This window comes from Marinobacter sp. DUT-3 (genome assembly GCF_050379435.1).
Taxonomy (GTDB): domain Bacteria; phylum Pseudomonadota; class Gammaproteobacteria; order Pseudomonadales; family Oleiphilaceae; genus Marinobacter.
On sequence record NZ_JBNRMG010000003.1, the window covers coordinates 1 to 13,470 of the forward strand.

At 56.5% G+C, this 13,470-nt stretch carries 9 protein-coding genes and 2 rRNA genes; all 11 read left to right on the forward strand.

Features of this window, described 5'->3' with window-relative positions; genetic code table 11:
* Positions 1–238: 238 nt before the first annotated feature.
* Positions 239–3,132: ribosomal RNA gene (locus tag ACQUWM_RS05315) — 23S ribosomal RNA — on the forward strand.
* Positions 3,133–3,228: 96 nt separating this feature from the next.
* A 5S ribosomal RNA gene (gene rrf / locus ACQUWM_RS05320) occupies positions 3,229–3,343 on the forward strand.
* Positions 3,344–3,711: 368 nt separating this feature from the next.
* Positions 3,712–5,181, forward strand: coding sequence for an MFS transporter (locus ACQUWM_RS05325; RefSeq protein WP_428921447.1), 1,470 nt, complete (start codon positions 3,712–3,714; stop codon positions 5,179–5,181).
* Complete coding sequence (locus ACQUWM_RS05330; protein ID WP_428921448.1) at positions 5,178–6,887, forward strand: protein kinase domain-containing protein; 1,710 nt, start codon at positions 5,178–5,180, stop codon at positions 6,885–6,887. Before ACQUWM_RS05325 ends, ACQUWM_RS05330 begins: the two co-directional genes overlap by 4 nt.
* A gap of 48 nt (positions 6,888–6,935) precedes the next feature.
* Positions 6,936–8,486: a 2-isopropylmalate synthase gene (locus tag ACQUWM_RS05335; protein ID WP_428921449.1), complete on the forward strand. Its 1,551-nt coding sequence runs from the start codon at positions 6,936–6,938 to the stop codon at positions 8,484–8,486.
* Between the two features lie 36 nt (positions 8,487–8,522).
* Positions 8,523–9,353, forward strand: a complete 831-nt coding sequence (locus ACQUWM_RS05340; protein WP_428921450.1) for a 2-isopropylmalate synthase — start codon at positions 8,523–8,525, stop codon at positions 9,351–9,353.
* The gene (gene rimI, locus ACQUWM_RS05345) at positions 9,350–9,835 is read left to right on the forward strand and encodes a ribosomal protein S18-alanine N-acetyltransferase (protein WP_428921451.1); all 486 of its coding nucleotides are present in this window, start codon (positions 9,350–9,352) and stop codon (positions 9,833–9,835) included. The genes ACQUWM_RS05340 and rimI overlap by 4 nt, the downstream gene beginning before the upstream one ends.
* 103 nt (positions 9,836–9,938) lie before the next feature.
* The gene (prfC, locus tag ACQUWM_RS05350; RefSeq protein ID WP_428921452.1) at positions 9,939–11,519 is read left to right on the forward strand and encodes a peptide chain release factor 3; all 1,581 of its coding nucleotides are present in this window, start codon (positions 9,939–9,941) and stop codon (positions 11,517–11,519) included.
* Between the two features lie 15 nt (positions 11,520–11,534).
* Positions 11,535–12,311 (forward strand): TatD family hydrolase, encoded by a 777-nt coding sequence (locus ACQUWM_RS05355; RefSeq protein ID WP_428921453.1) that lies wholly within the window; start codon positions 11,535–11,537, stop codon positions 12,309–12,311.
* A gap of 205 nt (positions 12,312–12,516) precedes the next feature.
* The gene (rplM, locus tag ACQUWM_RS05360) at positions 12,517–12,945 is read left to right on the forward strand and encodes a 50S ribosomal protein L13 (RefSeq protein WP_012139003.1); all 429 of its coding nucleotides are present in this window, start codon (positions 12,517–12,519) and stop codon (positions 12,943–12,945) included.
* 12 nt (positions 12,946–12,957) lie between these two features.
* Entirely contained in the window at positions 12,958–13,350 is a 393-nt protein-coding gene (gene rpsI, locus ACQUWM_RS05365) for a 30S ribosomal protein S9 (protein WP_407000081.1), read from the forward strand.
* Positions 13,351–13,470: the final 120 nt, after the last annotated feature.

The following is a 13,470-nucleotide window of genomic DNA, read 5'->3' on the forward strand; positions in this document are numbered from 1 at the left end:
CTTTCTGATCACTGGGTCAGATTTGCTCTTTAACAAATTGGACGAGATAGAACACGAATACGTTTTCTCATTATCTCCGAGAGAACGTGTTCAATGTGATAGCGATTTCAAGCGTTATCCGGTGTTGTCGTTGAAGTGGTTGTTATATCGCTTCAAGAGGCTGTCTCGAAACAGGATTCTTTGTCAGGCTTGCCTGGTGAAGGGTGTTGGATCGTGATCAGTTGTCTTGGGGTTATATAGTCAAGCAACTAAGCGCATACGGTGGATGCCTTGGCAGTCAGAGGCGATGAAAGACGTGGAAGCCTGCGATAAGGTTCGGGGAGCTGGCAAACGAGCTGTGATCCGGACATCTCTGAATGGGGAAACCCACCGACTTTCGGGTCGGTACCGTGCGGTGAATACATAGCCGTACGGGGCGAACTCGGGGAACTGAAACATCTAAGTACCCGAAGGAAAAGAAATCAACCGAGATTCCCTCAGTAGCGGCGAGCGAACGGGGACCAGCCCTTAAGCTGGACAACTGGTAGGAGAAGGCCCTGGAAAGAGCCGCCATAGTGGGTGATAGCCCCGTATCCGAAACCTGAGTCCAGTGAAATCGAGTAGGACGGGACACGAGACATCCTGTCTGAACATGGGGGGACCATCCTCCAAGGCTAAATACTCCTGACTGACCGATAGTGAACCAGTACCGTGAGGGAAAGGCGAAAAGAACCCCTGTGAGGGGAGTGAAATAGATCCTGAAACCGTATGCGTACAAGCAGTCGGAGCGGACTTGTTCCGTGACGGCGTACCTTTTGTATAATGGGTCAGCGACTTATGTTCAGTGGCGAGGTTAACCGTATAGGGGAGCCGTAGGGAAACCGAGTCTGAATAGGGCGATTTAGTCGCTGGGCATAGACCCGAAACCGGGCGATCTATCCATGAGCAGGTTGAAGGTTGAGTAACATCAACTGGAGGACCGAACCCACTGTCGTTGAAAAGCCAGGGGATGACTTGTGGATCGGAGTGAAAGGCTAATCAAGCCCGGAGATAGCTGGTTCTCCCCGAAAGCTATTTAGGTAGCGCCTCGGACGAATACCACAGGGGGTAGAGCACTGTTTCGGCTAGGGGGTCATCCCGACTTACCAACCCGATGCAAACTCCGAATACCTGTGAGTACTATCCGGGAGACACACGGTGGGTGCTAACGTCCATCGTGAAGAGGGAAACAACCCAGACCGCCAGCTAAGGTCCCCAAGTACCAGTTAAGTGGGAAACGATGTGGGAAGGCTCAGACAGCTAGGAGGTTGGCTTAGAAGCAGCCATCCTTTAAAGAAAGCGTAATAGCTCACTAGTCGAGTCGGCCTGCGCGGAAGATGTAACGGGGCTCAAACTGGTCACCGAAGCTGCGGCTGCATACTTTGTATGCGGGGTAGGGGAGCGTTCTGTAAGCCTGCGAAGGTGTGTTGAGAAGCATGCTGGAGGTATCAGAAGTGCGAATGCTGACATGAGTAACGACAATGGGAGTGAAAAACTCCCACGCCGGAAGACCAAGGGTTCCTGCGCAACGCTAATCGGCGCAGGGTGAGTCGGCCCCTAAGGCGAGACCGAAAGGTGTAGTCGATGGGAAACGGGTTAATATTCCCGTACCTTGGATCACTGCGATGGAGAGACGGAGAAGGCTAGGTGAGCCGGGCGACGGTTGTCCCGGTTTAAGCGAGTAGGGAGAGGACTTAGGCAAATCCGGGTCCTCAATCCTGAGACGCGACGACGACTGCTCATGCGAGCGGGAAGTCATTGATGCCCTGCTTCCAGGAAAATCTTCTAAGCTTCAGGTGATTCGAGACCGTACCCCAAACCGACACAGGTGGTCAGGTAGAGAATACCAAGGCGCTTGAGAGAACTCGGGTAAAGGAACTAGGCAAAATGGTGCCGTAACTTCGGGAGAAGGCACGCCGGTATGTACGTGAAGCCCCTGCGGGTGGAGCGGAAGCCGGTCGAAGATACCAGGCCCCTGCGACTGTTTATTAAAAACACAGCACTGTGCTAACACGAAAGTGGACGTATACGGTGTGACGCCTGCCCGGTGCCGGAAGGTTAATTGATGGGGTTAGCATTCGTGCGAAGCTCTTGATCGAAGCCCCGGTAAACGGCGGCCGTAACTATAACGGTCCTAAGGTAGCGAAATTCCTTGTCGGGTAAGTTCCGACCTGCACGAATGGCGTAACGATGGGGGCGCTGTCTCTACCCGAGACTCAGTGAAATTGAAATCGCCGTGAAGATGCGGTGTATCCGCGGCTAGACGGAAAGACCCCGTGAACCTTTACTATAGCTTCACAGTGAACTTTGAGCATGTTTGTGTAGGATAGCTGGGAGGCTTTGAAGCGAGAACGCCAGTTCTCGTGGAGCCAACCTTGAAATACCAGCCTGATATGTTTGAGGTTCTAACTTGGTCCCCTGATCGGGGATGAGGACACTGTGTGGTGGGTAGTTTGACTGGGGCGGTCTCCTCCCAAAGCGTAACGGAGGAGCACAAAGGTGGGCTAAGCACGGTCGGACATCGTGCGGTTAGTGTAATGGCACAAGCCCGCTTAACTGCGAGACAGACACGTCGAGCAGGTACGAAAGTAGGTCATAGTGATCCGGTGGTTCTGTATGGAAGGGCCATCGCTCAACGGATAAAAGGTACTCCGGGGATAACAGGCTGATACCGCCCAAGAGTTCACATCGACGGCGGTGTTTGGCACCTCGATGTCGGCTCATCACATCCTGGGGCTGAAGCCGGTCCCAAGGGTATGGCTGTTCGCCATTTAAAGTGGTACGCGAGCTGGGTTTAGAACGTCGTGAGACAGTTCGGTCCCTATCTGCCGTGGACGTTGGAGATTTGAGGAAAGCTGCTCCTAGTACGAGAGGACCGGAGTGGACGAACCGCTGGTGTTCGGGTTGTGTCGCCAGACGCATTGCCCGGTAGCTATGTTCGGATAGGATAACCGCTGAAAGCATCTAAGCGGGAAGCCCCTTCCAAGATGAGATCTCCCTGGACCCTTGAGGTCCCTGAAGAGCCGTTCAAGACCAGGACGTTGATAGGTCGGGTGTGTAAGCGCTGCGAGGCGTTGAGCTAACCGATACTAATTGCTCGTGAGGCTTGACTATATAACACCCAAGACAATTGCGGATAATGCAACGAAATCGATATCACCGTCGAAAGACACACGTTCCATCTCGTCCACCCAGTGATCAACCGTTTTGCCTGACGACCATAGCGGTCTGGAACCACCTGATCCCATCCCGAACTCAGAAGTGAAACAGACCTGCGCCGATGGTAGTGTGGCGTTGCCCATGTGAGAGTAGGTCATCGTCAGGCTCCTAATACCGAAAACCCCAGCATCCTCGATGTTGGGGTTTTTTATTGCCCGAAAGAAAAGTTCATCCAGCTGCCACATGCCGGTGCGTCCCATGTGTGCGTCGCCTTCCTATAGTGCGTTCTTAGTGACTCCTGCCCGGCCATTGGGTTGTATGGTGTTGATTAATATAAAAAATACATCTGTGGAATGTATCTTGCTGTAGTTCCGGTGAACAATTCCCCATCAGGCAATCGGCAACGGCGCCGTCGCATGAAGTCACCCGGTGTCGACCAGGTCGGTTCCTGATCCAGATCAGTTTCCCTCGTTGGTATCTGTAGGCTTCATTCAACCCGGTGGGACCATTTGCCAGGTTTTGACAGGATCAGCCATGACGGATACAGCTTTTCGCTTCTTTTCCTATGCCGGAAAAATCAAGGTGCTCCACCTCAGTTGGGTGGCCTTTTTTATCAGCTTTCTGGTGTGGTTTAACCACGCACCGCTGATGTCTGCAATCCGCGAGCAGTTTGGCCTCAGTGCAGCGGAGGTCAATACACTGCTGTTGCTCAATGTGGCACTGACTATACCGGCGCGCATCCTGATCGGTATGCTGGTTGACGGGCTCGGACCGCGTAAGGTTTACAGTCTGGTGTTGGTCATCTCAGGTGTTCTGTGTGTAGCGTTTGCGTTGTCGACCACCTTTGAACAGTTGGCTTTTACCCGCTTCCTGCTGGGGTTTGTCGGTGCCGGATTCGTGGTCGGGATTCGCTTGATCAGCGAGTGGTTCCCGGCCCGGGAATTGGGGCTGGCCGAGGGCATCTACGGAGGCTGGGGGAATTTCGGTGCTGCCTTTGCTGGCCTGTCATTACCGGCCCTGGCGCTCTGGTATGGGGGCGATGATGGTTGGCGCTGGGCCATAGGTACAACCGGTGTTATTGCCATCCTGTATGCCGCAGTGTTCTACCATCAGGTCAGGGACACGCCCAAGGGCTCTACCTATTTCAAACCCAAGCGCGGCGGCGCCATGGAAGTGACCAGTCGGGGGGATTTCATTCTCTATGTGGTCATGAATCTGCCATTGTTCCTGGCTCTCGGATTAATCGTCTGGCAATTGGGCCCGCAAAAGCTGGGCATGCTGGGCGCGGTAACAACCTACGTTTTATCCAGTGTCATTCTGCTGATGCTGGTGGTGCAGGTTGTCCGTATCTGGCAAATCAACGGCCATGTATTCCAGCGCCCGGTGCCGGCTTTTGACCGCTACCCTTTCAAGCAGGTGGCGCTTCTGAATCTGGTTTACATGGCCAGCTTTGGTTCCGAGCTTGCCGTGGTGTCCATGCTGCCACTGTACTTCCTGGATACCTTTGATATTTCACCGGTACTGGCCGGTATGTTGGGTGGCAGTTTTGCGCTGATGAACCTGTTTGGTCGTCCGGGCGGCGGATACCTTGCCGATCGGTTTGGCCGCAAGTTCATTACTCTGGTGATGTTGGCAGGTATTGCCCTGGGCTATTTGTTGATGGCGCAGATCGATAGCCATTGGCCCTTGCCGGTAGCTGTGGCCCTGGTTCTGTTCTGTTCTGTGTTTGTGCAGGGAGGCTGCGGCGCGGTGTATGCTTCCGTACCGCTGGTCAAGCGCCGGTTGACCGGGCAGGTGGCCGGTATGGCCGGAGCCTATGGCAACGTTGGTGGTGTGGTGTTCCTGGTGGTTTTGGCGATGGTGACGCCCAAGGTGTTTTTCCTGGTGCTGGGTGGGATAGCTGTGGTGATCATGGCGATGGTGATGATCTTCATGGATGAGCCCAGCCCGCAGACGAGCGAAGTTATGCCGGATGGTTCCGTACGGATGATTGATGTGACATGAGCCCGCAATTGCACCTGCGAATCGGCCAACACAGCTCGGCCGGTCGCAAGGAGACCAACGAAGATAGCCTGGGCGTCTGTTATCCGGAGGGTGAGGCGCTTGCCTTGAAGGGGGTTGTGGCGGTTGTTGCTGACGGCGTCAGTGCTTCCGAGTCCGGGCGCGAGGCGGCTGAGGCATGCGTCAAGGGCGTATTGCACGATTACTACAGCACCCCCGACTCCTGGTCGGTGGAAACGTCAGTCGGGCGGGTGCTCGGAGCCCTGAACCGGTGGTTGCATGGCCGGGGACACCGCAGTCATGGTGATGCCAGGGGCATGGTATGCACCTGTAGCCTGGTGGTGGTCAAGAATAATCGTGCCTACGTGTTCCATGTGGGGGACAGCCGTGTCTATCTGTACCGTGACGGACGGCTGGAGTGCCTGACTCGCGACCATCACGTTATGCTGGGATCTGACAGAACGGCCTTGTCCCGTGCCATGGGCGTGGAACTCAACGTCGAAATCGACATGAATCGGGTCGGTTTGCAGCCGGGAGACTGCCTGGTGCTGACCACGGATGGTGTTCATGGTTACCTGAGTGATACGGCGATGACCGAAAAGGTCCGCGACGCTCATCCGGAGGATGCTGCCAGGGCCCTGGTCGAGGCGGCCATGGAGCAGGGCAGTCCGGATAACCTGAGTGCCCAGGTGTTGGTGGTGGACAGGCTGCCAGAGGAGGATATCGAAGCTCATTACGAACGTCTGCTAGCCTTGCCGTTTCCGCCGCCTCTGGAGCCCGGCCAGCGTCTTGATGGCTATCGCATCGTTCGGGAGATGCATGCCAGCAGCCGAACCCAGGTGTACCTCGCGGAGTCGCAGGAAAACGGGGAGCTGGTGGCCATGAAAACGCCTTCGCCCAATTTTGTCGATGATGCAGCCTACATTGATCGCTTCCTTACCGAATCCTGGGTGGCGAATCGGATTCAGAGCCCGCATATCGTGCGTTTTCTTGATCCCCCCCAGAATCGCCAATGCCTCTACTGCCTGACCGAATTTATTGAAGGTCAGACCTTGCGGGAGTGGATGAATGATAACCCCATGCCAGCTCCGGCTGTGGTGAGGGGTATGGTACGGCAGGTGGTGTCCGGGCTGCGTGCACTGCATCGCCTGGAAATGGTGCATCAGGACCTGAAGCCGGAAAACCTGGTGATCGACCAGCAAGGCACCATCAAGATCATAGATCTGGGGGCGGTCCGTATCCGGGGTATTGAGCAGATCGACGTGCCCTGGGGGCATGATGCGCGTCTGGGTACGGAAAGCTATGCCGCACCTGAATGTCTGGAGGGGGAGTTGGCCACTGCCGCCTCTGATCGGTACTCCCTGGGAGTGATCGCCTATGAGCTGTTAACCGGTCGCCTCCCGTACGACAAGCCCCCCAGGCCGTCCAGTCGGCATAAGCTGGTCTATCGGAGCGCCCGAGAGGTGAACCCGGATTTGCCGGTATGGCTGGATGCCTGCCTGCAGAAGGCCGTGGCTCTGAAGCCGGACGCCCGGTATTCCGCCTTGTCAGAGTTCCTGAGGGATCTTGAGTTCCCGAATCCTTCTCTCACACCGTCCACCCGTGGCCCTCTGGTGGAACGTGTTTCAACCAAGGACTGGCGTTTTATCGCGGCGCTGTCACTGATGTTCAATCTGGTCTTGCTGGCTGCCCTGCTGCTCGATTACTAATGGTATACTCTCCCGACACGATAAAGTTCCGTTGCCATGGAGAATCAAATGCCGGTCCAAGATCACCTGGTCATTTTTGATACCACCCTGAGGGATGGCGAGCAGAGCCCTGGCGCTACCATGACCAAGGCAGAGAAGCTGCGTATTGCCAAGGTACTGGAGAAGCTTCGGGTGGACGTCATCGAGGCCGGCTTCCCCATTGCCAGCCAAGGCGATTTTGACGCGGTAAAATCCATTGCAGAGACCATCAAGGATTCCACTGTTTGCGGCCTGGCACGTGCGACAGACGGCGACATAGACCGCGCAGCCGAAGCCATACAGCCCGCGCAAAGCGGTCGTATTCACACCTTTATCGCAACTTCCCCGATTCACATGAAGCACAAGCTGCAGATGCAGCCGGACGAAGTCGTAGAGCAGGCTGTCCGGGCGGTGAAACGGGCCCGTGGCCATGTCGACGATGTTGAATTCTCCTGTGAGGATGCCGGTCGCTCCGAGCTGGATTTCCTGTGCCGTATCATTGAGGCGGCCATTGATGCCGGTGCCCGCACGATCAATATTCCCGACACCGTTGGTTACGCCATCCCGGAACAGTTCGGGGAAACCATTCATCAGCTGCTGAACCGTATTCCCAATGCCGACAAGGCGGTATTTTCCGTGCATTGCCACAACGACCTGGGACTGGCAGTGGCGAACTCGTTGGCAGCAGTCAGCCGCGGCGCGCGCCAGGTAGAATGTACGATCAACGGTCTCGGCGAACGGGCGGGCAATGCTTCGCTGGAAGAAATTGTCATGGCGGTGCGCACCCGTCAGGATCTGTATTCCATCGATACCCGCATTGACACCCAGCACATTGTGCCCGCCTCACGACTGGTTTCGACTATTACCGGCTTCCCGGTACAACCCAATAAGGCAATTGTTGGCGCCAACGCCTTTGCCCATGAATCCGGCATCCATCAGGATGGCGTGCTCAAGCATCGTGAAACCTACGAGATCATGCGGGCCCAGGACGTCGGCTGGCACACCAACAGTCTGGTTCTGGGCAAACACTCCGGGCGAAATGCGTTCCGCACCCGTTTGCTTGAACTGGGTATCCAGTTTGAGACAGAGACCGAACTTAACGAAGCCTTCACCCGCTTCAAGGCATTGGCGGATCTTAAACACGAGATCTTCGACGAGGATCTGCAGGCAATTGCCAGCGATACTCGGCAAAAAGAGGAAGAAGGCCGGTTCGGGCTGGTGTGCCTGCAGGTATGTTCGGAAACCGGCGTCGTCCCCAGGGCCAGCCTCACGTTGCTGATGGACGGCAGAGAGCACAAGGTTGAAGCCGAGGGTAGTGGGCCGGTGGATGCCACCTTCAAGGCGATAGAATCCCTGGTAGACTCCGGCTGTAATCTGCAGCTGTATTCAGTAAACAATATTACCAGTGGCACCGATGCCCAGGGTGAAGTGACGGTTCGTCTTGAGCGAGGTGGCCGGATTGTGAATGGCGTTGGCGCGGATACCGATATTATCATCGCCTCCGCCAAGGCCTACATTGAGGCCCTGAACCTGATCAGTCGGGGCGGCATTCGCCAACACCCCCAGGTTGCCGATGTTTGATGTGTTCGATGTGAGAGTAACAACCGGGGCGTTCGGATGAGAGTGTCGGAAGCTGAGAGACAATTCTATCTCGGGGTCGCAGGTATCCGTACATGGTATGCCCGTGAGCCCCTGCCGGGCGCCGCTCCCAGTCCGGTTTTTGAGTTTCCCGAGGAGGTTGCGCCGCCCGAATCGGCAGAGCCAGCGGCCCACGTTGCCCCGGCGGCTGCGAAAACGTCGGCCAACAGGAAGCCTGCTCCGGAAGTGGCAGGGCGGGCCGTTGAGCGGATTGCCCATCTGCAGGCGCTGATGGCAGGAGAAAATACACCTGCGAATGCCTCTGCCCCGGAAGCGACGACGGAGTCCGGGACTGACGATGTCGTGTCCCGGCAGGCATCGGATGACGATGTGAATGAGGCGCCTGAGGAGCTGAGCCTGGCGCCATTGAAGGGGGGCGAGCTGAAGGTAACCCTCGGACTATGGGCGGTTGATGGCGTGCTGTTGTTGGGAGAAGTGTCGGATGACGCCAGTGCCCGTCTGCAGGACTCTCTGGCCGGCAATATTCTCAAGGCCCTGGGTTATGCGGAGCAGGCGAAGACTGAGAGTCTGCAATGGCCGGTTTTTGCCAACCCGCTGGTGCCGGGGAACGGCTTCGCCGATTTTACCCGGGTATTGAAGTCCCTGGCGGGAGAACGCGACGGTCGGCGGATCATCCTGCTCGGGGTCTTGCCCGCGGATTTGCCTACTGATCGCGATTCGTGGCTGGCCAGCACGCTGGGACAGGTGACCGTTGATTTTCCCCACACCCTGGCTGAGCTGGCTGCGGTGCCTTCCTACAAGCGCGCACTCTGGAAGCAGCTCAAACCGTTGACAAGGTCCCGGGCGTGACCCAATCGCAATACGATCAGGTTCGCCAGAATGACCGGGTGATCCGTCCGCTGTTGCCCGACGACTTGCCAGCTGTTCTGGATATCGAACTGCGGTGCTATTCCCACCCTTGGAGCGAGTCCGTGTTCCGTGATTGTTTCCGGCAGAATTACCGGCTATGGGCCTACCATTGCGGCGGCGCGCTGAGCGGCTATGCAATTGTTGCGTACCTGTATGACGAAGCACATTTGCTGAACCTGTGCATTGCCCCGGACATACGGGGGGAAGGAGCCGGCCGTCAGTTACTGCGGCATCTGCTGGCATACGCGGCGCACGACGGGATGCAGCAGGTGATTCTCGAAGTTCGCACTTCCAATCGCATTGCAGCGGCGCTCTACCAGTCGGAAGGGTTTCGGGTTATCGGGGAGAGACCCGGCTATTACCCTGCGCCCGAGGGGCGTGAGGACGCCATTGTCATGGCCTTCGGCTTGTCCGGCGCCTAGGGGCTATCAACGACTTTCCTGCGGCTACAGTGTTCGCGTCTGGATCTTATTCCCCCTATAATAGCGGCCTTTTCAGCGTATTTGATTCAGGTTGCTGTCCATTATGTCCACCCTTTCACAAGAAGTTTCCAAACGTCGTACCTTTGCGATCATCTCGCACCCCGACGCCGGTAAGACCACCATCACGGAAAAGGTCCTGTTGTTCGGGCAGGCGATCCAGAAAGCCGGAACGGTCAAAGGCAAGAAGTCCGGTCAGCATGCCAAATCCGACTGGATGGAGATGGAGAAAGAGCGGGGCATCTCGGTGACCACCTCCGTCATGCAGTTCCCCTATGGCGACCGTTTGGTGAACCTGCTGGACACGCCGGGTCACGAAGACTTCTCCGAGGACACCTACCGCACGCTGACGGCGGTCGATTCCTGTCTGATGGTAATTGACAGTGCCAAGGGTGTTGAGGAACGGACCATCAAATTGATGGAGGTCACCCGTCTGCGGGATACTCCGATCCTGACGTTCATGAACAAGCTTGACCGGGATACAAGGGATCCGGTGGAGCTGATGGACGAAGTGGAGGATATCCTCAAGATCGCCTGCTCCCCGGTGACTTGGCCCATTGGCATGGGCAAGAATTTCAAGGGGGTTTACCACCTGCTGCGTGATGAGGTGATTCTGTACCAGTCGGGGCAGGGTCATATGATCCAGGAGCGTCGTGTCATTTCCGGTCTGGACAATCCGGAGCTGGATGACGTACTGGGAGCTTATGCCTCCGAGCTGCGTGATGAAATCGAACTTGTTAAAGGGGCGTCCCACGAGTTCGATCATGACGCGTTTCTCAAGGGCGAACTGACCCCGGTTTTCTTCGGGACTGCCCTGGGTAACTTCGGCGTCGACCATATGCTGGACGGTCTGGTGGAGTGGGCTCCGGCGCCGCAGCCAAGGGAGACCGATTTGCGGCCGGTGGAGCCGGCTGAAGATGTGTTTTCCGGCTTTGTCTTCAAGATCCAGGCGAACATGGACCCCCAGCACCGGGACCGGGTAGCGTTCCTGCGGATCGTGTCGGGGCGTTACAATCAGGGCATGAAAGCCCGCCATGTGCGGATCGGCAAAGAGGTGCGTTTTTCAGATGCGCTGACCTTCATGGCAGGTGATCGTGAACATGCGGAGGAAGCCTTTGCCGGGGATATTATCGGGCTTCACAATCACGGTACCATTCAGCTCGGTGACACCTTCACCTCCGGTGAGAGCATGAAATTTACCGGTATTCCGAATTTCGCCCCGGAACTGTTCCGTCGTATCCGCCTCAAGGACCCGCTCAAGTCCAAGCAATTGCAAAAAGGGCTCATCCAGCTGTCCGAGGAAGGCGCCGTCCAGGTATTCCGGCCGCTCAAGAACAACGACCTGATTGTGGGAGCCGTCGGTGTCCTGCAGTTCGATGTGGTGGTTAGTCGTCTCAAGAGTGAGTACAAGGTCGAGGCTGTGTACGAGGCGATCAATGTGGCGACCGCGCGATGGGTAAGCAGCAGTGATGAGCGTAAACTGGACGAGTTTCAGCGCAAGAACAATGATTACCTGGCACTGGATGGCAGCGACCATCTGGCTTACATCGCACCGACCATGGTGAACCTGCAGCTGGCCCAGGAGCGTTATCCCGACATCCAGTTCCACAAGACCCGGGAACATTAATCACGGCGGAACGCTATGGAACTGGTTGATGCCCATTGTCACTTCGATTTCCCGGAATTTGACGGCCAGCGAGAGAGGGTGCTTGACCAGGCGCGCGATGCAGGCGTTTCCCGGCTGGTGATACCCGGTGTTGATCGACAGAATTGGGAGCGGGTTATCGCGACCGCCGCCAGTTTGCCCGGCGTGTCTTATTGTCTGGGCATCCATCCGTGGTTTGTTGATGAGCACCAGCAGGACGATCTGGTCGTCCTGGAAGCGTTGCTTTCAGGCCAGGACAGGCGCTGCGTAGGGCTCGGGGAGTGCGGGCTGGATCGCCTGAGGGGCGAGTTGTCCAGCCAGATTCCGTGGTTCGAGGCGCAGGTGGACCTGGCCGGTCGGCTGGGGCGTTCACTGGTTATCCACTCGGTACGAACCCACGATGAAATCCATGGAATATTGAGGGCTCGGGGCTTTCACGGCAAAGCGCTGGTTCATGGTTTTTCCGGAAGCTATCAGCAGGCCCGTAAACTGGTGGACCTCGGATGTTATATCGGTATTGGTGGCGTCATTACCCATCCGCGCGCGAAGAAGACGCGGGATACGGTGGCGCGCCTGCCGCTGGAAGCTCTGGTGCTGGAGACCGATGCGCCGGACATGCCGCCGGAGGGTGTGAGGAAGGGGGCGAATTCGCCCGTTTTCCTGCCCCGGATATTCAGTGCGCTCGCAGGGCTGCGCCACGAAAACGCCGATCAGTTGGCCGAGCAGCTTAGGGATAACGCCTACCGGCTTTATGACTGGAAGCTGCAGGTGTAAGGGAATAACGAAACACCGAGCTTCGGGGTTGGCTTTCCTGTGAGGTTCGGATATACTTCGCGCCCTGGCTTTTCAAGGCGATGCCATCATCTCAGCCCCGAATGATGTCACTGCCAATCAATACAGGTACAGAACCCCTCCGGATGCCAAGCGTTTACCGGTGGTGGTTTTTAACGTTTCTTATATAGCGTTCAAGGCGGAATCAATGAAGACTCTGAGTGCGAAACCAGAAACAGTAACACGTGACTGGTACGTTGTAGACGCAGCCGGCAAGACGCTGGGTCGTCTGTCAACCGAAATCGCCCGTCGTCTGCGGGGCAAGCATAAGCCTGAGTATACCCCTCATGTAGACACTGGCGATTACATCGTTGTTATCAACGCAAGCCAGGTCCGGGTTACCGGGAAAAAAGCATCTGCAAAGATGTACTACAGCCACACTGGCTTTCCGGGTGGAATCAAGTCCATCAACTTCGAGAAGCTGGTCGACAAGGCTCCTGAGCAAATCATTCAGAAGTCTGTCAAAGGCATGCTTCCGAGTGGCCCGCTCGGCCGTGCCATGTTCAAGAAGCTGAAAATCTATGCCGGCGCTGAGCACCCTCACGCAGCCCAGCAGCCCAAAGAACTCGACATTTAACGGAAGGCGGATATGTCTGTAGCACAAAATTACGGTACTGGTCGCCGCAAGACATCCACGGCTCGGGTTTTCATCAAGCCGGGAAGCGGTAACATCTCAATCAACGGTCGCTCCATCGAAGAATTCTTCGGTCGTGAGACCCTGCGCATGATCGTTCGTCAGCCGCTGGTTGTTGCTGAGTCTACTGATCGTTTCGACATCAACATCACTGTCAAGGGTGGTGGCATCAGTGGTCAGGCAGGCGCGATCCGCCACGGTCTGACCCGTGCCCTGATGGATTACGATGAGACTCTGCGCCCGGCGTTGCGTCAAGCGGGTTACGTTACCCGTGATGCGCGTGAAGTTGAGCGTAAGAAAGTGGGTCTGCGCAAGGCGCGTAAGCGTCCTCAGTTCTCCAAGCGTTAATTTCGCTGGAGCATTGCAGCAGTCCAGAAAGCCCGGCCCGATGGTCGGGTTTTTTGTTGTCTGGAAAGTATGTTCCAATCTGTCGGGAGGTTGGGCGCTGGGTTTGCCTCCGGCTTTCCG

Excerpts from the sequence above, each read along its gene's own strand:
- prfC (WP_428921452.1), top strand. The coding sequence starts at position 9,939 with ATGTCCACCCTTTCACAAGAAGTTTCCAAACGTCGTACCTTTGCGATC.
- ACQUWM_RS05340 (WP_428921450.1), top strand. The coding sequence starts at position 8,523 with ATGAGAGTGTCGGAAGCTGAGAGACAATTCTATCTCGGGGTCGCAGGT.
- ACQUWM_RS05330 (WP_428921448.1), top strand. The coding sequence starts at position 5,178 with ATGAGCCCGCAATTGCACCTGCGAATCGGCCAACACAGCTCGGCCGGT.
- ACQUWM_RS05325 (WP_428921447.1), top strand. The coding sequence starts at position 3,712 with ATGACGGATACAGCTTTTCGCTTCTTTTCCTATGCCGGAAAAATCAAG.
- rplM (WP_012139003.1), top strand. The coding sequence starts at position 12,517 with ATGAAGACTCTGAGTGCGAAACCAGAAACAGTAACACGTGACTGGTAC.
- ACQUWM_RS05355 (WP_428921453.1), top strand. The coding sequence starts at position 11,535 with ATGGAACTGGTTGATGCCCATTGTCACTTCGATTTCCCGGAATTTGAC.
- ACQUWM_RS05335 (WP_428921449.1), top strand. The coding sequence starts at position 6,936 with ATGCCGGTCCAAGATCACCTGGTCATTTTTGATACCACCCTGAGGGAT.
- rpsI (WP_407000081.1), top strand. The coding sequence starts at position 12,958 with ATGTCTGTAGCACAAAATTACGGTACTGGTCGCCGCAAGACATCCACG.